The sequence below is a fragment of the Duganella qianjiadongensis genome, from assembly GCF_009857915.1.
Taxonomy (GTDB): Bacteria; Pseudomonadota; Gammaproteobacteria; order Burkholderiales; family Burkholderiaceae_D; genus Rugamonas; species Rugamonas qianjiadongensis.
On sequence record NZ_WWCM01000021.1, the window covers coordinates 22,982 to 45,163 of the forward strand.

15 protein-coding genes are annotated in these 22,182 nt (G+C 60.5%); 9 read left to right on the forward strand and 6 right to left on the reverse strand.

What is annotated here, in order from left to right:
• Nucleotides 1-287: 287 nt before the first annotated feature.
• Entirely contained in the window at nt 288-2,069 is a 1,782-nt protein-coding gene (locus GTP27_RS20690; RefSeq protein WP_161041000.1) for a DUF885 domain-containing protein, read from the forward strand.
• A gap of 39 nt (nt 2,070-2,108) precedes the next feature.
• Here GTP27_RS20690 and GTP27_RS20695 read toward each other — a convergent pair whose 3' ends face one another.
• From GTP27_RS20695 to GTP27_RS20705, 3 genes are all read right to left on the reverse strand, one after another.
• Nucleotides 2,109-3,395: a PP2C family protein-serine/threonine phosphatase gene (locus GTP27_RS20695; RefSeq protein ID WP_161041001.1), complete on the reverse strand. Its 1,287-nt coding sequence runs from the start codon at nt 3,393-3,395 to the stop codon at nt 2,109-2,111.
• Nucleotides 3,396-3,426: 31 nt separating this feature from the next.
• Complete coding sequence (locus GTP27_RS20700) at nt 3,427-3,771, reverse strand: STAS domain-containing protein (RefSeq protein ID WP_161041002.1); 345 nt, start codon at nt 3,769-3,771, stop codon at nt 3,427-3,429.
• A gap of 94 nt (nt 3,772-3,865) precedes the next feature.
• Nucleotides 3,866-4,813: an extracellular catalytic domain type 1 short-chain-length polyhydroxyalkanoate depolymerase gene (locus GTP27_RS20705; protein WP_161041003.1), complete on the reverse strand. Its 948-nt coding sequence runs from the start codon at nt 4,811-4,813 to the stop codon at nt 3,866-3,868.
• Nucleotides 4,814-5,122: 309 nt separating this feature from the next.
• Between GTP27_RS20705 and GTP27_RS20710 the strand changes: the two genes are divergently transcribed.
• Nucleotides 5,123-8,584, forward strand: a complete 3,462-nt coding sequence (locus GTP27_RS20710; protein ID WP_161041004.1) for a pre-peptidase C-terminal domain-containing protein — start codon at nt 5,123-5,125, stop codon at nt 8,582-8,584.
• Nucleotides 8,585-8,599: 15 nt separating this feature from the next.
• Here GTP27_RS20710 and GTP27_RS20715 read toward each other — a convergent pair whose 3' ends face one another.
• On the reverse strand, nt 8,600-9,481 hold the full coding sequence (locus tag GTP27_RS20715; RefSeq protein WP_371865968.1) for a transporter substrate-binding domain-containing protein: 882 nt from the start codon (nt 9,479-9,481) through the stop codon (nt 8,600-8,602).
• A 110-nt stretch (nt 9,482-9,591) separates the two neighbouring features.
• Nucleotides 9,592-10,065: a cache domain-containing protein gene (locus GTP27_RS20720; protein ID WP_161041005.1), complete on the reverse strand. Its 474-nt coding sequence runs from the start codon at nt 10,063-10,065 to the stop codon at nt 9,592-9,594.
• A 435-nt stretch (nt 10,066-10,500) separates the two neighbouring features.
• Here GTP27_RS20720 and GTP27_RS20725 point away from each other — a divergent pair, with 435 nt between their 5' ends.
• The 6 genes from GTP27_RS20725 to GTP27_RS20750 all read left to right on the forward strand — a co-directional run bounded on the left by GTP27_RS20725 (nt 10,501) and on the right by GTP27_RS20750 (nt 20,304).
• Nucleotides 10,501-12,081 carry an isocitrate lyase gene (locus GTP27_RS20725; protein WP_161041006.1) on the forward strand — a complete coding sequence of 527 codons (1,581 nt, stop codon included), beginning with the start codon at nt 10,501-10,503 and terminating at the stop codon, nt 12,079-12,081.
• A 216-nt stretch (nt 12,082-12,297) separates the two neighbouring features.
• On the forward strand, nt 12,298-13,227 hold the full coding sequence (locus tag GTP27_RS20730) for a histone deacetylase family protein (RefSeq protein WP_161041007.1): 930 nt from the start codon (nt 12,298-12,300) through the stop codon (nt 13,225-13,227).
• A gap of 70 nt (nt 13,228-13,297) precedes the next feature.
• The gene (locus tag GTP27_RS20735) at nt 13,298-15,976 is read left to right on the forward strand and encodes a bifunctional acetate--CoA ligase family protein/GNAT family N-acetyltransferase (protein WP_161041008.1); all 2,679 of its coding nucleotides are present in this window, start codon (nt 13,298-13,300) and stop codon (nt 15,974-15,976) included.
• Between the two features lie 122 nt (nt 15,977-16,098).
• On the forward strand, nt 16,099-16,803 hold the full coding sequence (locus GTP27_RS20740) for a glutathione S-transferase N-terminal domain-containing protein (protein ID WP_161041009.1): 705 nt from the start codon (nt 16,099-16,101) through the stop codon (nt 16,801-16,803).
• 120 nt (nt 16,804-16,923) lie between these two features.
• Nucleotides 16,924-18,285, forward strand: a complete 1,362-nt coding sequence (trhP, locus tag GTP27_RS20745; RefSeq protein WP_161041010.1) for a prephenate-dependent tRNA uridine(34) hydroxylase TrhP — start codon at nt 16,924-16,926, stop codon at nt 18,283-18,285.
• A gap of 162 nt (nt 18,286-18,447) precedes the next feature.
• A complete protein-coding gene (locus tag GTP27_RS20750) occupies nt 18,448-20,304 on the forward strand; it encodes an alpha/beta hydrolase family protein (RefSeq protein WP_161041011.1) in 1,857 nt (618 codons plus the stop codon).
• A 72-nt stretch (nt 20,305-20,376) separates the two neighbouring features.
• Here the strand turns inward: GTP27_RS20750 and GTP27_RS20755 are convergent, their stop codons facing one another.
• Nucleotides 20,377-22,023 carry a M28 family metallopeptidase gene (locus tag GTP27_RS20755; RefSeq protein WP_161041012.1) on the reverse strand — a complete coding sequence of 549 codons (1,647 nt, stop codon included), beginning with the start codon at nt 22,021-22,023 and terminating at the stop codon, nt 20,377-20,379.
• Here GTP27_RS20755 and GTP27_RS20760 point away from each other — a divergent pair.
• A complete protein-coding gene (locus GTP27_RS20760) occupies nt 22,022-22,162 on the forward strand; it encodes a hypothetical protein (RefSeq protein ID WP_161041013.1) in 141 nt (46 codons plus the stop codon). The two genes, GTP27_RS20755 and GTP27_RS20760, sit on opposite strands and share 2 nt — an antisense overlap.
• Nucleotides 22,163-22,182 lie beyond the last annotated feature (20 nt).

Genomic DNA, 22,182 nt, shown 5'->3' on the forward strand with positions numbered 1-22,182 from the left:
TCGCGGCTCGTATGCAGACGTTCCACACGCGCACAAGAGTTCGGCTATAGGAGCGCGCTGCAATTTAATCCCGTTCAAGCTGCACTGGGCCGCTGCCACTCGATGTGGCGTGGCGTTCCTGTTTTCACCACCCGTACGGGCTAATCCTGCGCCAGCAACTGCCGCTGCGTGGCTGCCAAATCGGGCAGTCCCGCGCTTTTCAGTGGACAGAAATGGCGTATAGAATACGTGCATGGCCCGCACGCGCGCATGCTATTCTTGCACGGCTAATATTTCTTGAGGACACCATGCGCCCATCGCTCCCGCTGCTGCTGTGCACCCTGCTGTGCGTCGCCATCCCTGCTCTTGCTCAGGTCAAAACCCCGGCCACGCCGGAAAAGATGAACCAGCTCTACGCCCAGTACTGGGAAGACTATCTGCGCGAAAACCCGATCGCCGCCACCTACAATGGCGACCAGCGCTACAACCATCTGTTCGGCCCCCTGACAGCTGCCGAGGCCAATGCGCAGAGCCGCGCGCTGGCGGAAAAATATCTGGCTCTGACGGCCAGCTACGACCCCGCCCCATTGCCCGCCGAAGACCGCATCAGCTATGACCTGCTGCGCTACCGCCTGCAGCAGGTACTCGATGGCCTGCGCTTCCCTACCGACCTGATGCCGGTCGACCAGTTCTCCGGCCTGCACCTGAACATGGCGCAACTGGGCTCGGGCAGCTCGGCCCAGCCTTTCCAGACCGTGCAGGACTATGACAACTGGCTGCAGCGTGCCGCCGGCTATACGCCCGCCGTCGATCACCTGATGGACGATATGCGCAAAGGCATAGCGCAAGGCGTCGTCATGCCCAAAGCGCTGATCCAGCGCGTGCTGCCGCAACTGGAAAATGTCGGCAGCGACAATCTGGAAACCAGCACCTATATGGGTCCGGTGAAAAAATTCCCGTCCTCGTTCAGCGCTGCCGACAAGGAACGCCTGACGGCCGCCTACGCCAAACTGGTGCGCGAACAACTGGCGCCAGCCAACCGCAAGCTGCAGGCCTTCATGCGCGACACCTATCTACCCGCAGGCCGCGACACGGCCGGCATAGGCGCTCTGCCCGGCGGGCAAGAATGGTATGCCTTCCTGGCACGCCGCTCCACCACCACCGAACTGACACCGGCCCAGATCCACGATATCGGTCTGAGCGAAGTTGCACGCATCCGCGCCCAGTTCGAAATCGCCAAGGACAAAGTAGGCTTCAAGGGCACGCTCAAAGAGTTCTTCCAGCACCTGAACACGGCGCCGGAGCTGCGCTTCAAAACCCGCGAAGAAATTCAGGCCGCCTATGAAGCCATCCGCCCGCAAGTCGAGGCCAAACAGAACCTGCTGTTTGCGCACCTGCCGAAAGCGCCGTTCGAAATCCGTCCGGTGGAAGGCTATCGCGAAGTCAGCGCTGCGCCGGCGTCCTACCAGCGCGGCTCGGTCGATGGCAAACGTCCCGGCGTGTTCTACTTCAACGCCTACAAACCGGAGACGCGCACCCGCTACACCACCAACGCCTTCTTCCTGCACGAAGCCATACCGGGCCACCACTTCGAACGCAGTCTGGCACAGGAAACCACCGGCCTGCCGGACTTCCGCCGCTTCGGTTCCAGCACCGCCTTCTCCGAGGGCTGGGGCCTGTACAGCGAAATGCTGGGGCAGGAGATCGGCATGTACGACGATCCGTGGCAATGGGTAGGCCGCCTGACGGCAGAAATCTGGCGCGGCGTGCGGCTGGTAGTCGATACCGGCATCCACGCCAAAGGCTGGACGCGCGAACAGGCAATTGCCTACTTCAAGGACAACGTGCCGCAGGATGAAGTCACCGCCGTACAGGAAGTGGAGCGCTACATTGCGATACCCGGTCAGGCGCTCAGCTACAAGATCGGCGAACTGAAATTGCGCGAACTGCGCAGCCGTGCCGAAACCAAACTGGGCAAGAAGTTCGACCTGCGCGCCTTCCACAACGAAGTGCTGTCGCACGGCTCGGTACCGCTGGATGTACTCGAAGCCGCCGTGGACCGCTGGATCGCGGCACAGGCAAAACTGTAAGCCGGCTGACCGCCCTGCCAGCGGCGCCGCACCGTGCGGCTAAGCTGATGCAGGGCGGCGCAGCGCCAGCAGCGTGCAATCGTCTTCCAGCACGGTCTGTCCGGTAAAGTCGTCCAGTGCAGCACGCAAACCGTCGAGCGCCTGCGCCAGCGGCAATTCGGCCCAGCCGGACAAGCGCTCCAGCGTGCGCGCTTCGTCAAACAGTTCGCCCGCACTATTGGCAGCCTCGGTGACGCCATCCGTGTAGCACAGCAGCGTATCGCCAGGCGCCAGCACGGTTTCCATCCTGCCGAAATTCAGCCCGGGGAATGCGCCTACCAGTGCGCCTTTGGGTATCGGCAACAGGCTGGCCACGCCGCCCGACAGCAGCATGGGCCGGCAATGACCGCCATTCGAATAGCACAGCACACCGCTGCGCACATCATAGACACCCACAAACAGCGTCACGAACAGGCTCACCTCATTGCCCGCACACAGACGTTCATTGAGTTCGGCCAGCAGCTTTTCCGGCTCGTCTATGCTCACCGCCAGTACGCGCAGCAGGCCTATGGTACGGGCCATGAACAGCGCCGCTGCAATACCATGGCCCGATACATCGCCTATGCCGATGAAGAGGCGATGCTCGTCGATGAAAAAGGCGTCGAACAGATCGCCGCCCACATGCGAGGCCGGCTCCATAAAGCCGCAGATATCGACCTCGGCCCGGTCGGGGAACATCGGCCGCTGCAGCGGCACCATGGTGACCTGTAGCTGACGGGCGATCTCCAGTTCCTTGCGCCAGTGGGCCAGCTCCAGCGTGGCCCGCTGGGCTTGCAGCGCAGCCTCGTTGGAGCGTCGCATGCGCCCCGTCAGCGTGGTCATCAGATTACTGGCCACGCCGGGCAGCGCCATCAGCTTTTCCCAGAACAGGTCGCGCGACAGCTGCAGCACCTGCGCCGGCTCGCAAGCCTGCACCAGCGCCGATACCGGCTCGCCATCGATGGCAGACATTTCGCCTATCACCTCGCCCGGTGCTAGGGTGATCGCCGCCACCGATGCTGCCAGCCCATCAAAGTGGACCGACAGCCTGCCGGACAGCAGGATGTACACGCTATGATTGGCCGCGCCATATTCCAGCAGCACGCTGCCCGCAGGCAGCGCGATGACTTCAGCTCCGGCCAGCGTGGCCTCGACAGCCTCCGCACTGGCCTGACGGAACAAGCCTATCCAGCTCATGCCCAGCCGCCGGCGCTCGGCATCCGCCGCGCCAAGGCGGCGCTGGCCTAGCCAGTGATCGGGCACCTCACGCCGCCGGAACGGGCGGCGCGCAAATTCCGCACAGTTCATGCTGCGCCCAGGCCCGGACTGAGCAGGGTATTCAAGCCAGCGCTGCCTCGTCGGCCAGCGCCAGATCGCGCAGCATGGGAATCACGCCGTCTATGCCCGTCACTTCCAGCGTCTGCGCCACCAGCTCATTGTTTCCGACGAATAGCACCAGCCGCGTGCCGCGTGCCTGCATGGCGCGCGCATTGGCCACAATGGCGCGTATGCCTATTGACGCGAGATAGCTCACGGCGCTCAGGTCCACCACCACGCGATGTTTTCCCGAAGCGGTGAGGGCGGCAAACTGTAGCGCGATTTCTTCCGTGCCTACGATGTCCAGACGGCCGCCCAGCATCACTCTGCGCAAACGGTCACTAACGTCGATATGGTCTATGCTCATGTACATCCCACGAATTGAGGTTGGGGAGCGCATACAGCGCCCATCCGTACTAGCGTACGCGCCCAATGTGACTGGAGCGTGACAGCACCGGCGCCTAGCGTCCCGTATTGACGGGCCGGGTTTCTGCTGCGGACGGCGGTGCAGACTGGGCGGAGAAGAAGCGCCAGATCAGCTCTGTCGCATCGAAGGCTTGGCTACCCTGCCCTGCGCGGCTACCGGGCCACGAGTGCCCGCCCGTCTGCGTGACACATAGCTCGACGCTGCTTCCCGCGCTGCAGTCGCGATAGGCCTCGCACCAGCCGCCCGCTACCTCCAGCACGCGCACCGGCCGGTTCTGGCACTGGTCGCGCTGTACCCAGCGCGCGATAGTGTCCGGTACCGAGACAAATTCCATCACGCTGCGCCGGTCGCGGAACGCTGCCGGACCGGCACCGCCCGCATACAGCACATGATCATCGTCACGGGCATGGATATGCAGCACGGGGATGGGACGGGATGGCTGACAGCCTGCGCTGGCATCGGTGCCCGCCACGGAAGCGACGGCACGGAACAGATCGGCCGCATCGCAGGCGAGGCGGTGCGCCATCATGCCGCCATTGCTCATGCCGGCAGCGAACACCCGTGCGCTATCGATGCGGTAACGTCCCCTGAGCTCGGCCACCACGGCGCGCAGAAACGCCACATCATCCAGATTCTGATCGCGCGCGTAGCCGCAGCAGCCGCCGGCATTCCAGGTCGCCAGACGTCCGCCGGGCAACCGGCTGGCACCATTCGGAAACGCCACGATAAAACCACCCTGATCGGCCTGCCGCAGCCAGCCATACCGATTATCGTCCGCCATCAGTTCGGCATGCCCGCCGCCGCCATGCAAACCTAATACTAATGGCAGAACGCGGGTGGAATCATAACCAGATGGAACATGCACCAGCACCTTGCGCCCGTGCACGTACAACTCTTCCAGTTTCGCCCCTGCTTGGGCTAGCGGCACCCGGGTCTGCGCCTGCGCCGTTCTGACCGCCGCGAGCTGCTGCGTAGCCAGCATAAGAAAAAACAGTGTCAATAAACAACGTAAGGCTGGCATATACATCCCTCCGTCACAAACAAATCCAGTCTGCCGAACATTGCAAGACCAAGCATCATCACTCTCCCGCCCCCACACCTAGGTTACAAAAACACCGCGAAAATTATCAAATCGGCTACACTTTCAATTTATTTAACCAGCTTCCCTACTCGCATGAGTTATCTGATCAAGCCAAAATTGTTTGTCGACAGAATCACGGATACCCCGGAAAAGCTCGACCACTTTGGTCTGACTGGCTGGACCTCAGAATACTGCACAGTCGAACTGTATATGGATGGAACACTGCTGACGACTCTGACGTCCGGTGCAGACGGCATGTACACCTACCAGTTACCCACATGGCCAGCCTTTGGCCCGCACGAGTTCGTCGCCAAGGCTAGCAGCAAGGACTTCCTGACGGACAGCAGCGAAGTGCTGAAAGTGAATCTCCCTTTCCAAGTCGCGACTACAACACTCCAGTCGGGTTATCAGGGTCTGGATGGCGACTTTCATCAGGCACGCTCGCTTAACTTCTTTATGTATGGCATGAGCACACCCGGTGCAACCATACGTATCCAGTGCAACGGTCAAGCGTTCTATACTATTCGGGCCGAAGCTGATGGCCACTGGGCTGGTCTGACGCCCCATCTGGACGATGGCGACTACATATTCACCGCCACTGCTACCAATAATTTAGGTAGCACCAGCACAACCGAACCATGGAAGGTCCACATTGATAGCGTAGCCCCAGTTGCACCGACCATCATGCTGGACAACGGTGCCGGCAACGTCCTCAGCACTGACCGCCCACATTTCAGCGGAACTGCCGAGCCTAATACCGTCCTCATGATCTACCTCGATGGCAAGGAACAAGTCCGTACCGTGGTGGGGCGCGATGGCAACTGGGCGGCGTGGTTCGATCTGCCCGTTGGCAACTATCAGGTCACTGCCCAATCGATGGATCTGGTATTCCAAAAATCGCCCTTTACCGCGCCGCTGGCCTTTAGTGTCAGCGCCGCCAGCGAGTTGGCCGCCGATAATTCAACCGCGGGACGGCTCGACGTGGGGAGCAGCGTACAAGGCATGCTGGAAAAAGTTGGCGACCATGACTGGTTCCGCGTCAAACTCGATGCACTGACACTCTACCAGTTCACCTTCAAAGGGCTAGAATCACATGCAGGCACACTCGACACCGCTGGCTATGAAGTCTTCGAACCTTATTTACGCCTGTGGGAAGAGGTCGCGCCAGGCCAATTTGTCAATGCGGGCCTGACCGAGAGCGCGCCCTTAGGTGCCCCCGTTACCATCAAGTTCACCCCCACCCGTAGCGGCGAGTATTACCTCGACATGGGGTCCGCCTATCTACGTGGAAGTTATACGCTCAGCGCCAGCGTACTGCAATATGATGACCACGGCGACAACACATCTAATGCCACGCCCTTACCCGTCAATGGCCAGCTCAACGGCAAGATCGACTACGGCACCGATACCGATATGTTCGCCCTTTCATTGCAGGCCGGCGTCAGCTACACCGTCAAACTCGACCGCGGCACTGCCGCACCGGACCAGCTACAGCGCTATCTGTACTTCACGCCTGACACCTGGGTCAGTACCCACAGCTACACTAGCGATGGCGCGAGCTTTGTAACGCTGCTGCCTTACAAGGATGGCCAGTACTTCATCAGCGCCAGCAGTCTGCCTGGCGCAACGCCTGCCTACCACATCGCCCTGACATTGGCACCGGACGACTATCTGGCCAGCGTTGCAACCACCGGCCGCGTGCTGGCCAGCGCGCCGGCGCAAGGCAAACTGGAAGTGCTGGGCGATGCCGACTGGTTCAAAGCCACTCTAACGGCAGGCCAGTCCTACCTGATGCGAGCACAGACGAGCAACGGCACCAAGCTCGATCTGCATTTCTTCGACGCCTATGGCCAGCCCGCCGGCTTCGATAACAGCATTGTCAGCGGGCAGAATGCCCAGCTCTGGAAAGCCACGGCCAGTGGCGACTATTATTTTCAAGTCTCTAGCTTCTCCGAAACGGGCGCCTACACCCTGACAGTGGCGCCGGCTGCGCCAGATGATTTCAGCGCCGACACCAGCACCACCGGGCAGCTCGCTGCCGCAGCGCGCGCCAGCGGGACGCTGGAAGTGCCGGGCGATGTGGACTGGTTCAAGCTATCGCTGGAGGCAGGCACCGATTATATATTCCGGCTCGAGGGCGGTAACGCTGACCCGTCGTTGATAACGGCGGCGCGCTTGCAGTTGCGCGACGCTGGCGGCAAGCTGCTAGCGCAACGTACGGACTGGGGTTATGACGCGACTAGCCAGTTGGTTTTTCACGCCAGCCAGACGGGCACCTACTATCTGGCACTCGACGATCCCATGTATGCACGTACTGCCAGCTATACCATCAGCATGGCAGCCAATCGGCAAGACACTGTTGCTGGCGACACCAGCACGACAGCCAGCCTGAGCCCCGGTCAGGTCAAGCTGGGGAATATCGACTTTGCCACCGATGCGGACTGGTACCGCGTCGACATGCAGGCAGGGCACCAGTACAACTTCGAACTGACTGGTACCACCGGACGGGGTGGTACCCTGCCCTCGAATATGATGCAGCTAGCACTGGTGGATAGCAGCGGTACAGTCATCGCCAGCCCTAGTCCGCTGTACGGCAAAGATCCGGTACTTAACTATCATGCCAGCAGTGCTACCACGCTATATTTGCGCGTTGCGCAGCAGGACAATTCAACCGGTAGCTATACCCTTAAGGCTAGCCTTGATTACAATGCTTTCGTTGACACCCTGCCTCCGCTGTACAAATTCCTCGAGGGCGTCAGTGCCGGACGCATACTAGAACGGGGCACCGCGCTGTACCTTAATTTTGACGAAACCTTGAGTCTCGCAAGCGGTGCCGCCACCTTGCGGCTGGCCAGCGGTGAACTAGTCGAAGAATTCAGTGGCACCAAGGGCAATGCCAGCGTGGAGAGTGGCATGGCCACCCTGACCCTACGCCCTAGCGCGCTGGCTTATGACACAGATTATGTGCTGACACTAGCCGCCGGCAGCGTGGCCGATACCAGCAAGCACCTGTTCGAGGGCACCACTATCAAATTCCGTACGCCGGCCTCACCCGCAAGACAGGACGGTAGTGCCGCCAATGAAACCTTCCGCAGTCCGGTCGGCAACCAGATCATCGATGGCAAGGGCGGCATAGACACCGTCATCATGCCTGGCACGGCCAGTGACTACCTGATCCGCAAGACTGGCGAAGTACTCAAGATCGATGGCTGGTTCCTGCCGCAAGGCTTGCACACCCTGCTCGGCATCGAACGGGTACAGTTCGATGACCGCTCGATGGCCTTCGACATCGATGGCAATGCCGGCCAGGCCTACCGCATCTATCAGGCCGCTTTCGCCCGCAGCCCGGACAAGGGCGGACTGGGCTTCTGGATCAAGGCCATGGATCAGGGCGTCAGTCTGGCCGAGGTGAGCACGGCTTTCGTCCAGTCCGACGAATTCAAGACTTTATACAGCGGCGCCAGCGGCAACCGCGCCATACTGGAAAAAATGTATGACAACGTGCTGCACCGTGCACCTGATGCGGGCGGCCTGAACTGGTATCTGAACCTGCTCGATACCAAAGTCATTACGGTGGCACAGGCCCTGGCCGACATCAGCGAGAGTGCGGAAAACAAGGCAGCGCTGATAGGAGTGATGCAGAACGGCTTCGACTACACTCCGTATGGCTAGCCTGGCCGGCGGCGGCTAGTCCGGCACATACCAGTAGGCTTTGACTTGCAGCGGCGTCAGCGGCGACAGTTCCGGATTGTCGAGCCGGAAAATGCGCCGCTTGCGCAGGCCCGCCTGCTCGATCAGACCGTCGTAGAACTGGTGAAATAGCTGCTCGTAGCGGCCATCGGCAATCAGCCGCTGCAAACCGTATTCAAGCCGCTGCGCCAGCCGCTGCTGCTGTCCACCGATAAAGAAATAACGTGGCGCCGGAATGTAGAGGGCAAAGCTGCGCTCCACCGCCAGCGCAGGAAACTCCTGCACGTGAGCCGCCTGCTCGTAGAATGCTTCATCTATCGCACGAGGAAAATACTGGAAGCGCCCGGCCGCCAGCATATTGTGCAGACCCAGCGTGCTATTGCTTTCTACCAGCGGTAAACCGGCATGGCGGTAAATACTGCTGGAACTCCACTGCCGCCCCGTCCCCACACTGTACTGTTTTAGCTGATCGAGCGTTTGCACCGCGCTGAACAGGTTCTGCTTGCGCCCGTCGATCAGGGAAATCCGGTAGCAGGACAAGCCCTTGTCTAGCGGTATGCGGATAGGAATCAGCCGGCTTTCCCACTCGGCCGAAGTGACCTGCCCGCTCAAATTCACGCTATCGCCCTTGAGCATTTCCTGCAGCAGACGCTCGCGCTCCATGTGCAGCGAGGAGACCTTCAGTTCGTAGGCACCGTAGCGGCTACTGGAGGCCTCCAGCGCTGCCTTCAGCAAGTTCATCACATGGCTATTATTGAAGCGCGATTTGCTGGAGTTCATATCGATGGTGTACACATCGGTGGCCCATGCGTACTGCTGCAAGCCCACCAGCGCCAGCATGCACAATCCCCTACCCAGCACCCATCGGTATAGCGGCACGATATCTCCTCCGGATCGTCATTACCCGCAGCGGGTAAGCGGCCATGCTCCGGAGCTTATCATAAAGACATTTTGTGAGGCGCGGCCAGACCGCCACCACGCCCCGCGTACTAGTTCCCTTCGTAGATACCCACGCACACCATAGTGTTGGCTGCCCCCTGGGCGCAGTAAGACTTTTTCAGATCGTAGCTATTGGTCGCCGCATTATTGAACTTATAGGGCCCGTACCAGCCTTTGCCCTTGCTCTTGACCATGTCTATCATGTCCTTGATGAAGGGCTTACCGTCGACGTCTTTCATGATGTACAGGTTCTTGCCCACCATCTTGGCATTGGCCCCTTGCGCGAGACAGTTGCCCTCGAAGTCGTAGACGAACACATACATATCCTTGTCCCGGAATGCGCCATTCGGGTGCTCGGTAAAGCTCTTATAGGCTTTGTCCGGACCGGCCGATTTCACCAGTGCTACCGCCTGCTGCACCATGGCTTCCGCTTCGGCCATGCTGCCATGCGCCTCGCCTGCCTGCACACCGGCCAGCCAACCGCACTGCAACATCAACGCCATGAAGGCCGCGCTCTTTTTCATTGCTATCTCCTTTGTAGTTTCTCCCGCAAAATCGACCTTACGCCTGCCGGCAAAGTAAATCAATGACATATGGCAACACAACGTCGCACCATTCAGACAGTATTTCCCACAATGCGAAAAGGCATTCTCACATTGCAGAATCCGGGTCGCTAAAAAACCACAGATTTTATCCCATCCGATAAAAAGTCGTTCCACATCATAAAATTTAATAACTAAGTCATTGAAAAATAATAGATAAAATTAAGTTATATGTCTTATATAAGACATGCCACTCGAGGAAAAAAGGGCTATGATTATTCCATCGAACTTCGCTTTTTAAAGAAAGTTTTCAACGCATTATTTACTTACCAGCCGGCCACAGTGAACCGCATTACCCCCACTACCGGCGCCCTTTTTCAGTCTTAATTATTTCGTTTAACAGCCAAGGAAATCATCATGTCCCAATACCAAGACGACATCCAAGCCGTTGCTGCACTGAAGCAAAAAGAAGGTAGTGCATGGAACGCCATCAACCCTGAGTCGGCTGCCCGTATGCGCGCCCAGAACCGCTTCAAAACCGGTCTGGACATCGCTAAATACACGGCCAAAATCATGCGCGCCGACATGGCCGCCTACGATGCCGACCCAAGCAAATACACCCAGTCGCTCGGTTGCTGGCACGGTTTCATCGGTCAGCAGAAGATGATTTCGATCAAGAAGCACTTCAACAGCACCGAACGCCGCTACCTCTACCTGTCGGGCTGGATGGTTGCCGCTCTGCGCTCGGAATTCGGCCCGCTGCCAGACCAGTCGATGCACGAAAAAACTGCCGTATCGGCCCTGATCAAAGAGCTGTACACCTTCCTGCGTCAGGCGGATGCACGTGAACTGGGCGGTCTGTTCCGTCAACTGGACGCTGCTGAAGGCGCCGCTAAAGCTGCCATCCAGGAAAAAATCGACAACCACGTTACCCACGTCGTGCCTATCATCGCCGACATCGACGCCGGTTTCGGTAACGCCGAAGCAACCTACCTGCTGGCCAAGCAGTTCATCGAAGCCGGTGCCTGCTGCATCCAGATCGAAAACCAGGTTTCGGACGAGAAGCAATGCGGTCACCAGGATGGTAAAGTCACCGTGCCGCACGAAGACTTCCTGGCCAAGATCCGCGCCATCCGCTACGCCTTCCTGGAGCTGGGCGTGGACGACGGCATCATCGTGGCCCGTACCGACTCGCTGGGCGCCGGCCTGACCAAGCAGATTGCCGTGACCAAACAGCCAGGCGACCTGGGCGACCAGTACAATTCCTTCCTCGATTGCGAAGAAGTGTCGGCTGACGCACTGGGCAACGGCGACGTGATCATCAAACGCGAAGGCAAGCTGCTGCGTCCTAAGCGTCTGCCATCGAACCTGTTCCAGTTCCGTTCCGGCACCGGCGAAGCCCGCTGCGTACTGGACTGCATCACCTCGCTGCAAAACGGCGCCGACCTGCTGTGGATCGAAACGGAAAAACCACATATCGCCCAGATCGGCGGCATGGTCAGCGAAATCCGCAAAGTCATCCCTAACGCCAAGCTGGTGTACAACAACAGCCCATCGTTCAACTGGACGCTGAACTTCCGTCAGCAAGTCTACGACGCCATGAAGGCGGCCGGCAAAGACGTATCGTCCTACGAGCGCAGCCAGCTGATGAGCGTGGAATACGACAACAGCGAACTGGCCAAAGAAGCTGACGAGAAAATCCGCACCTTCCAGGCTGATGCAGCCCGCGAAGCCGGCATCTTCCACCACCTGATCACGCTGCCGACCTACCACACGGCTGCGCTGTCGACCGACAATCTGGCCAAAGAATACTTCGGCGATCAGGGTATGCTCGGTTATGTCGCTGGCGTACAACGTAAAGAAATCCGTCAGGGTATCGCTTGCGTAAAACACCAGAACATGTCCGGTTCCGATATCGGCGACGACCACAAAGACTACTTCAGCGGCGAAGCAGCCCTGAAAGCAGCAGGTAAAGACAACACGATGAACCAGTTCTAAGGTCAACGTGCTGGACTAGAAAACCGGGCTCTGTTTCTTGCAGAGCCCGGTTTTTTTTCGTCCTGATTTTTCTGCCTTATATGCCTTGTGTATCTTTGATATAGATCAACGAAATACTTGATCTCGCTCATTACACTGAATTGACTTCGTTAGGTTTCACCCACGACCACGTGCATAGCCAACGCACGTGCCTGTAACGCTACCCCACGTTTGACGATGCTGCCAGTTTATATTTCCCACCCCGATTGCCTGAAACACTCGATGGGCGATCAACACCCCGAATGCCCGGAGCGCCTGGGCGCGGTCAACGACATGCTGCTGATCAAGGGCCTGCTCGATTTCATGCAGCCCATGGATGCCCCGCTAGCCACCGAAAAACAGCTGGCGCAAGCCCATGCCAGCCTGTACATCCACGAACTGGCGGCCCAGTCGCCCAAGGAAGGCACGGTGCAGGTCGATCCTGACACCAGCATGAACCCTTACACCTATCAGGCCGCCCTGCGTGCTGCCGGGGCTGCCGTGCTGGCCACCGACGTGGTGCTGACCAAGGGCGCCGGCACGGCCTTCTGCAATGTGCGCCCGCCCGGCCACCACGCCGAGTACAACGCCGCCGGCGGCTTCTGCTTTTTTAACAACGTTGCCGTCGGCATACGCCACGCCCTCAATGTGCACGGGCTGGAACGGGTTGCGCTGGTAGATTTCGACGTCCACCACGGCAATGGCAGCGAAGACATTCTGCATGACGACGAGCGCGTGCTGATGTGCTCCATCTTCGAGGACAAGCTGTATCCGTTCTGCGGCAATGTGCCGCGCGGGCCGAATATGGTGAATGTGGCCCTGCCGGCCCGCTCCGGCAGCGAGCCGCTGCGTCAGGCCGTGCTGGAAAAATGGATACCCGCGCTGGATCAATTCCGCCCCCAGCTGATTTTCATTTCGGCCGGCTTCGACGGCCACCGCGATGACGACATGGGCAACCTCGGTCTGGTCGAGGCGGACTACGCGTGGATCACCAAACAGATCGTCGCCGTAGCGCAGCGCCACTGCCAGGGCCGCATCGTGTCCTGCCTGGAAGGCGGCTACGTGATGTCCTCGCTGGCGCGCAGCGCCGCCGCGCACGTGAAAGTTTTGCTCGGAATGGACGACTGAACCCGATCAATGCTATTGTCGGCAGCGCTTACCCGGCGCTTGCCGATCTCCCACACTGCCGATCACGCTCATGGAAACCCACTACCTTACCCCCCTGTTCTCGCCCCAGTCCATCGTTGTTTTTGCCGGCAAGCCGGACCAGCCGGACACCCAGACCAGCTATGGCCGCAGTATCAGCGCCCAGCTGGAACAGGGCGGCTTCAAGGGGCCGGTAACCTATCTGGATGTCGGCATGACAGGCACGCTGGCCGATCTGGCCCATTCGCGCGCCGATCTGGCCGTGATCGCCCTGCCCAACGAAGAACTGTGCTTTGCGCTGGAAGTGGCGGGCCGCATCCAGTGCCGCGCCGCGCTGATCCTGTCGGCCGGGGTGGATAGCACGCAGGCGCGCGAGCTGCACAACATCGCCCGCAAACACGGCATCCACCTGCTGGGGCCTAACTGTCTGGGCTACCAGCGTCCGCGCCTGTGCATCAACGCCAGCGTGGCCGGCCAGCTGGCCCAGCCCGGCAGTCTGGCGCTGATTTCGCAGTCGGGCGCGCTGACTTCGGCGATTCTGGACTGGGGCAACAAGAATGCCGTGGGCTTTTCCACCGTGGTGTCGCTGGGTGCCAATACCGCCGTCGATCTGGCCCAGACGCTGGACTTCCTCGCCACCGATCCGGCCACCCAGAGCATCGTGATCTACATGGAAGGCGTGACCAATGCGCGGCGCTTCCTGTCGGCCCTGCGTGGCGCGGCCAATACCAAGCCGGTGGTGGTGCTCAAGGCCGGCAATGCTTCGGCGGCTTCGGCGGCCGCACTGACCCACTCCGGCTCCATCGTCGCCTCCGACGAAATTTTCGATTCTGCCCTGCGCCGCACCGGTGCAGTGCGCGTGAAGTCGTTCGTGCAGCTGTTCGCTGCCGCCAAGTGTCTGGCTTCGCGCTACCGTCCGGTGGGCCCGCGCCTGGCCATCGTCACCAATGGCGGCGGCCCCGGCGTGCTGGCCGCCGACTGGATCGACGAACTCGATCTGAAACTGGCCCGTCTGTCGGACGAAGCGGCGCGCACCCTGATGCCTATCCTGCCGGCCAATGCCACCCTGTCCAACCTGCTCGACCTGTCGGAAGATGCCGATGCCGACGCCTTCTGCGCCGCAATACAGGCGTGCGCGCGCGATAGCGCAGTCGATGGCGTGCTGGTGATCTACTCGCCCAAACTGGGCGGCGATCCGGCCGGCGTGGCGCGCGCCGTCAGCGCCATGAATGCGGGACTGGGCAAGCCCCTGCTGACCTGCTGGATGGGCGACGAACAGGTGGCCGAAGCGCGCCAGATCATCAACACGGCCGGCGTGGCCACCTTCCGCACGCCGGAAGCAGCGGTCGATGGCTTCAGCAATATCGCTTCGTTCTACCAGAACCAGCAACTGCTGCACCAGACCCCGCCGCCGCTATCGCAGCTGGCCAAGCCCGATCTGGATGGCGCCCGCCTGCTGATCGAAGGCGTGCTGGCCGAACGCCGCAAGGTGCTCACCGAGATGGAATCGAAAGCCCTGCTGGCGGCCTTCCACATTCCGATCACCCAGACCATCCTCGCCCGCACGGCCAGCGAAGCCATGCTCATTTCCAGCCAGCTGGGCTACCCGGTGGCGCTGAAAATCGATTCCCCCGATATCCCGCACAAATCCGATGTGCAGGGCGTGGTGCTGAACCTGCAGAATGCCGCCGCCGTGCGCGACGCCTTCAGCGACATGATGGCCACCGTGCGCCGTTTGCAGCCGGAAGCGCGCATCAACGGCGTCACCATCCAGAAGATGGCTGGCAAACGCCATGGCCGCGAACTGTATATCGGCGTGGTGACCGACCACCTGTTCGGCCCCGCTATCAGCTTTGGCGCGGGCGGCACCATGATAGAACTGATCAACGACCGTGCGGTCGAACTGCCGCCGCTGAACCTGTTCCTGGCCCAGCGCCTGATCGACCGCGTGCGCACTGCCGAAACACTGGGCGAATGGCGCGGTGCGCCGCCAGCCCAGCGCGAAGCGGTCGAACAGATGCTGCTGCGCGTATCGGAAATGGTGTGCGAGCTGCCGCAGCTGCGCGAGATGGACATCAACCCGCTGATCGTCGATGAAAACGGCGCGCTGGCAGTCGATGCCCGCATCGTGGTCGACGCGGCGCCGCCATCGGCCAGCGATTACGACCATCTGGCCATCCTGCCTTATCCGTCCAACTACACGCAGGAATGGCCGATGCGCGGCGGTGGCCAGTACACCCTGCGCCCCGTGCAGCCGGACGATGCCTCCATGCTGCAGGATCTGGTACGCGGCCTGTCGGAGAAATCGCGCTACTACCGCTTCGCTTCCTCGCTGCGCGAACTGTCAGTGCCCATGCTGGCCAAGTACACGCTGATCGACTACGACCGCGAAATGGCGCTGGTGGCCGTACAGACCACCCGCACGCCGGGCGAAGATGGCGAGTTTATCGAGACCTCGCACATCATCGGCGTGTCGCGCTACATCGCCAATCCCGACCACAGCACCTGCGAGTTCTCGCTGCTGGTGGATGACCGCTACAGCGGCCAGGGTCTGGGCACGCGGCTGATGCTGGCCATCATGGACGTGGCGCGCGACAAAGGCCTGACGGAAATCGACGGACTGGTGCTGGTCAAGAACACGGGCATGCTCAAGCTCATGGCCAGTCTGGGCTTCCAGATCCAGCCGTATCCGGACGATCCCGACTTCCGTCTGTGCAGCAAGGCACTGTAAGCGCATCACTGCTGCGCTAAAACACACTGCAACGGTGCCCCGCCCAGCATTTGCGGGCACCGCGAGCAGCATTCGGCAAATCCGTGGATAATTCCCGCTCAACAGTTTTCTACGGACCCGACATGACAACTCTTGCTGACTTCCCCATCACCCAGAAATGGCCGGCGCAATTCCCCGAGCGCATCCAGCTGTACTCGCTGCCGACACCCAACGGCGTCAAAATCTCCATCGCACTGGAAGAACTGGGCCTGCCTTACGAAGCCCATCTAGTCAGCTTCGACAAGAACGACCAGCTGTCGACCGAATTCCTCTCGCTCAACCCGAACAACAAGATTCCCGCCATCATAGACCCCAATGGTCCTGAGGGTCAGCCGCTGGGCCTGTGGGAATCGGGCGCCATCCTGATCTATCTGGCCGCCAAGGCCGGCAAGCTGCTGCCCGACGATCTGGCGCTGCGCTACGAAACCCTGCAATGGCTGATGTTCCAGATGGGCGGCGTGGGCCCGATGTTCGGCCAGGTGGGCTTCTTCCACAAATTCGCCGGCAAGGAATACGAAGACAAGCGCCCGCGCGACCGCTACGTGGCCGAAGCCAGCCGCCTGCTGGGCGTGCTGGAACAGCGCCTGCAAGGCCGCCAGTGGATCATGGGCGAGCAGTACACCATCGCCGACATCGCTATCTTCCCGTGGATACGCAACCTGATCGAGTTCTACGGCGCCGGCGAGCTGGTGCAAATCAGCCGCTATCCCGAAGTGCAGCGCGTGCTGGCCGCTTTCGTGGCCCGGCCGGCCGTGGCGAAAGGCCTTCACATCCCGGCCCGCAGCTAGGTGTACTTTACGGGGCCAGCAAGGCCGGTCTGGTCCCGATATCCCATCTTTTTGATCCAGATCAAGGACTAGCTAGACGCTAGGCACTAAGATCCGCCACTTTGCGCGCTTCTTTTTATCATGCTTAGCTCTCCCGAACTCCTCCTGCCTGCCGGTTCGCTGGCCAAAATGCACGCCGCCTTCGATTACGGCGCCGATGCCGTGTACGCGGGCCAGCCTCGCTACAGCTTGCGCGTGCGCAATAATGACTTTTCCACCCTCGATGCCCTGCAGGAGGGTATCGATGGCGCCCACGCACGGGGCAAGCAGTTCTTCGTGGCCAGCAATATCTTCGCCCACAACGCCAAGCTGAAAACCTATCTGCGCGATATGGAGCCGGTGATCAATATGAAGCCCGACGCGCTGATCATGGCCGACCCCGGCCTGATCATGATGGTGCGCGACAAGTGGCCGGACGTGCCGGTGCACCTGTCGGTGCAGGCCAATGCCGTCAACTGGGCCGACGTCAAGTTCTGGCACCGCATGGGCCTGACCCGGGTGATCCTGTCGCGCGAACTGTCGCTCGACGAGATCGAGGAAATCCGCCAGCAATGTCCGGAAATGGAACTCGAAGTGTTCGTCCACGGCGCCCTGTGCATCGCTTATTCAGGCCGCTGCCTGCTATCGGGCTACTTCAACCACCGCGATCCGAATCAGGGCACTTGCACCAATTCCTGCCGCTGGGACTATCAGGTGAAGAACGCCGCCGAGGACGCCACCGGCGATCTGGGCCGGATGGAAGTCATTCCCCTCAACTTCCAGCGCGCCATCGAAGAAGCGGATGCCCGTCCGTTCTCCACCCTGCATCAGGAAGCGCGCCACCCGCTGGCCGACCGTCCGTATCTGATTGAAGAAGCCCAGCGTCCGGGCCAGCTGATGCCGATCATCGAAGACGAGCACGGCACCTACATCATGAATTCGAAAGACTTGCGCGCCGTCGAGCACATCGAGCGTCTGGTCAAGATCGGCGTCAATTCGCTCAAGGTGGAAGGCCGCACCAAGTCGCTGTTCTATGCAGCCCGTACGGCGCAGGTGTACCGCCGCGCCATCGACGATGCGGTGGCTGGCCGTCCGTTCGATATCAGCCTGCTGGGCCAGCTGCAGGGTCTGGCCAACCGTGGCTATACCGATGGTTTCTACCAGCGCCACCATACCCAGGCGCACCAGAACTATATGCGCGGCGCTTCCGAGGCCGACCGCAGCCAGTACGTGGGCGATGTGATCGGTGTCGAAAACGGCTGGGCGCGCGTCGACGTGAAAAACCGCTTCAGCGTGGGCGACAAGATCGAAGTCATGCACCCTGACGGCAACCACGACATCACGCTCACCCGCATGCTGTCCGACGACGGCAACGAGATCAGCGTCGCTGCCGGCAGCGGCCACATCGTGCGCATCGAACTGGGCGCCGCCTACAACCGCGCCCTGCTGTCGCGCTACCTGTAACAGCGCCCCCTGCTCCGGCCGCACAGCGCAGGCGGCCGTGCCCCGCGCGCCACCACGCCTACGTTTGCGCGTGGGCGCAGCGGGCGCTAATTTCACACGGTGATTGCTGCAGCCACCATTTGCCGTTAAAGTTGCATTTTAATTAGTTATCTAAAAATTATCATGCGCTTGCTTGCTGCTAGTCTCTTCAGTCTGGTGCTTTTCACCAGCCACATCCAGGCGCAAGCCCCCGCCGAAGTCGCCAGCCAGATTCCCGTCGAACAGTTTTTCCAGCGTCCCGACACCAGCGGTGCCACGATATCCCCGAATGGGCGCTATCTCGCCATCCGCCGGCTATCCCCTCATGGCCGCATGATGCTGGCCGTGCTGGATACGGCAACCCAGCAATCCCGTGCCGTGGCCAACTTCAACAATGCCGACATCGAGCAATTCTTCTGGCTCAGCGACGAACGCATAGGTTTCACTACGACCAATATCGACCATGGCGGAGAGATCGGCCAGACCGGACTCTATGCCATGGACCGCGATGGCAGCAACCGCATCCTGCTGCGCTCCACCATCGACAGGCCGCATGGCTTTGCCGATGGCTACCAGATCAAATACGATTTTCGCGGCCCCACCAACTACGGCGGTTTTCCCGTCTGGCCCAAGGACGAGATGTATGTCATTTCGCAATATCTGGACCACTCGGAAGTGGTGCGCCTGAACACGCGCACGGGCCGGATTACGAATATCCGTTCGCCCAGCGAAACCTTCCATACCCTGATCGACGCCGAGGGCCTGCCACGCGTGGCCGTGGCCCGGCGCAACGAACAAATGCGCAGCTATTTCCGCGATGGTGACAGCTGGAACGAATTCGACACCCGCGACATCCACCACGACGACGGCTTCAAGCCGCTGGTGTATGCACAAGACCAGTTGTATGTGCGCGCGCGCAATCAGCGCGACGAGGCCGCCATCTACCGCTACGATATGCAGCGCAGGGCGCTGCAGCAACCCGCCCTGGTCGTTGCGCCTGGCTTTGATCTGGACGGGCATTTCATCGTGGGGGCGCGCGATATTCTGGGCTACCGTTTCAACACGGATGCCACCACCACGGTCTGGTTTGATCCCGCCATGAAAGCCTTGCAGCAGCAGGTCGACGAACAATTCCCCGGACTGGTCAACCTGATTTCACGCGGACGCCAAAGCACTACCCCATATGTGCTGATCAATACCCATTCGGACATCCAGAGCCACGCCTATCTGCTGTACAACAGCCAGACCCGCGCAGTGCAACTACTGGGCACGGCCATGCCCGCCCTACCACCGCAGCGTATGTCCAATATGAACATGGAACGCTTTGCCGCCCGCGATGGCCGCATGATCCCCGTATTCCTGACCCTGCCTAAACATACAGGCAAGCAGCCGTTTGCGACTGTGCTGCTGAACAACCGCAACATGTCCGAGCGCAACGGCGTTTGGGAGTGGAATGCCGAAGTACAGTTCCTCGCCTCGCGCGGCTATGCGGTGCTACAGGTCAGCCCGCGCGGCAGCAGCGGCTTCGGCTGGCAGCATGCGCAAGGCGCGCCAGCGGGCCAGACGCCCGACGCGCTGACCGATCTGACCGACGCCGTGCAATGGGCCGTCAAGCAGGGCTATACCGATCCCGCCCGGGTCTGCATCGCGGGTGCAGGCAGTGGCGGCTATACTGCCCTGAAAAGCCTGCTACAACAGCCACAAGTATTCAAATGCGGCATCAGCTGGTCGGCCATGGTAGCGCCCAAGAACGACCCTGACAGCGCACACCTGCAGCAGTTGCAGCAGCCCGTACTGCTGGCATACGATAAGGATAGCGAGCGGCCCGATTACCAGCAGGGCCGCAAACTTTATGAAGCACTGCAAGCCCATCAGGCGCCCGTGCAGTGGCTCGAATACACCACCACAGTCGATGACTGGAAAACCCAGCGGCCACGCATAGACCTGTGGCGCCAGATCGAAACCTTCCTCGCCCAGCACATCGGCCAGCGCACGCCATAGGTATTGCGGCGCTGGTGCGGGAAAAAAAAGACCGCCATCGCTGGCGGTCCTGGTGCTTAATACTGCCTCAGCCTAGTGGCGCTTATTGGCGCTGGCATCGCGGATGATGCGGAACTCGGCATCCTGCGCCCAGTTCGGCCAGTCTTTCGACTCGGCCAGATCACGGCCCAGACCATACAGCAGGCCCAGATCGCGCGCCATGCCGGTGAACGGCCACTCGGCTTTCCACTCGTCCGAAGGCTGGTGGTAGTTATTGCTCACATAGTCTTCTTCCGACTTGTGGCCGGCGGCCAGACCGCCGTCGATCCAGTCGTCGCCGGAGCCGAAGGAAATTGCCGGTACGCCGCGCTTGGCCAGCGGGAAGTGGTCGGAGCGGAAGAAGTGACCGGCTTCCGGCTTAGGATCAGCCGCATACACCATGTCGTACTGCTTGGCCTTGGCGATCAGCTGGTCGAGCAGATCGAGCTTGGCACTGCCGGAAATGGTGAAGTTGCGCGCAGGACCATACGGGCTCAGTGCATCCATATTGATCGCGCCCACCGTTTCGGCCAGCGGATACAGCGGATAGGCGGCATAGTACTCGGAGCCGAGCAGACCTTTTTCTTCCGCCGTCACAGCGAGGAACAGCACACTACGCTGTGGCGCTGGCGCCTTGCCATAGGCACGGGCCAGTTCCAGCAAGGCGGCGATGCCGGTGGCATTGTCCACCGCGCCGTTGTAGATCTTGTCGCCTTTGGCGTCGGGCAGGCCTACACCGAGGTGGTCCCAGTGCGCGCTATACATCACGGTCTGCTCGGGATGGGTGCTGCCCACCACGCGCCCAGCCACGTTCTTCGAAACGATGGTCTGGGCATCGACCGCATAGCTGGCCGTCAGCGTCACGCCCTGCAGTTGCACGGGCTTGAAGTTGCGCGTCTGCGCCAGCTTTTTCAGCGCTTCGAAATCCTGCCCGCCGCGCTTGAACATCTCCACTGCCAGATCGCGCTGTATCCACGCTTCCATCGAAGCGTGCGCCATGGCTGGCTGCTTGCGCACGATGTCATACATGACGTTGGTGTTGGAGTTCTTCACCGTGGCCCAGCCGTACGAGGCCGGCGCCGTTTCGTGCACGATGATGGTGCCCAGCGCGCCGCGCCGTGCCATCTCTTCATACTTGTAGGTCCAGCGGCCATAATAGGTCATGGCCTTGCCGCCGAAGTCGCCCACGCCCGTTTCGAAGTCCGGATCATTGATCAGCACCACCGCCAGTTTGCCGCGCAGATCGAAGCCTTTGAAGTCATCCCACCGACGCTCGGGCGCATTCACGCCATAGCCGACAAACACTAGCGGCGCGTTGCGGAAATCGACTTTTTTGCTGCCGTTCATGGCGGCACGCACGGCCATGTCTTCGCCCTGTTTCAGTTCCTGATTGCCTTTGGCATCATGCAACTGCAGTTTGACGGGGCCTTTGATTTCAAAGCGGCCCAGCGGCACATCCTGGGTCCAGCTACGCACATTCTTCTGGCCTTTGAGCAGATCGCCAGCCGGCTGCAGACCGGCCGCTTTGAACTGTTCGATCAGATAGGCCACCGTCTTGGTTTCGCCGGCCGTATTCGGCCCGCGCCCTTCAAATTCATCCGATGCCAGCACTTTCACGTCCTGCGACAAGTGCTTGGCATCGAACTCCGGCCCCGTGCCTGCCTGCGCGGTGGCAGCAGCAAGCAGGGAGCAGATGAGCATGGTGTTTTTCAAAGCTATCTCCGTATTTTTTAGTTTTAATGCGGTGCGTTTGACCGATTACCCGCGCGGCAATACTGACACGAAATCCATAGCGCAGCAACCGCCTACTGGCCTGCCCGCTGACGCGGTGCAGCATTGACGCTGCCTGTAGGGACTGCG

Bases quoted from the DNA above. Each gene is read 5' to 3' on its own strand.
- GTP27_RS20720 (WP_161041005.1), bottom strand. From the start codon at position 10,065: ATGAAAAAGAGCGCGGCCTTCATGGCGTTGATGTTGCAGTGCGGTTGG.
- GTP27_RS20750 (WP_161041011.1), top strand. From the start codon at position 18,448: ATGCGCTTGCTTGCTGCTAGTCTCTTCAGTCTGGTGCTTTTCACCAGC.
- GTP27_RS20690 (WP_161041000.1), top strand. From the start codon at position 288: ATGCGCCCATCGCTCCCGCTGCTGCTGTGCACCCTGCTGTGCGTCGCC.
- GTP27_RS20740 (WP_161041009.1), top strand. From the start codon at position 16,099: ATGACAACTCTTGCTGACTTCCCCATCACCCAGAAATGGCCGGCGCAA.
- GTP27_RS20725 (WP_161041006.1), top strand. From the start codon at position 10,501: ATGTCCCAATACCAAGACGACATCCAAGCCGTTGCTGCACTGAAGCAA.
- GTP27_RS20700 (WP_161041002.1), bottom strand. From the start codon at position 3,771: ATGAGCATAGACCATATCGACGTTAGTGACCGTTTGCGCAGAGTGATG.
- GTP27_RS20755 (WP_161041012.1), bottom strand. From the start codon at position 22,023: ATGCTCATCTGCTCCCTGCTTGCTGCTGCCACCGCGCAGGCAGGCACG.
- GTP27_RS20695 (WP_161041001.1), bottom strand. From the start codon at position 3,395: ATGAACTGTGCGGAATTTGCGCGCCGCCCGTTCCGGCGGCGTGAGGTG.
- trhP (WP_161041010.1), top strand. From the start codon at position 16,924: ATGCTTAGCTCTCCCGAACTCCTCCTGCCTGCCGGTTCGCTGGCCAAA.
- GTP27_RS20710 (WP_161041004.1), top strand. From the start codon at position 5,123: ATGGATGGAACACTGCTGACGACTCTGACGTCCGGTGCAGACGGCATG.
- GTP27_RS20705 (WP_161041003.1), bottom strand. From the start codon at position 4,813: ATGCTGGCTACGCAGCAGCTCGCGGCGGTCAGAACGGCGCAGGCGCAG.
- GTP27_RS20730 (WP_161041007.1), top strand. From the start codon at position 12,298: ATGCTGCCAGTTTATATTTCCCACCCCGATTGCCTGAAACACTCGATG.
- GTP27_RS20760 (WP_161041013.1), top strand. From the start codon at position 22,022: ATGGTGTTTTTCAAAGCTATCTCCGTATTTTTTAGTTTTAATGCGGTG.
- GTP27_RS20735 (WP_161041008.1), top strand. From the start codon at position 13,298: ATGGAAACCCACTACCTTACCCCCCTGTTCTCGCCCCAGTCCATCGTT.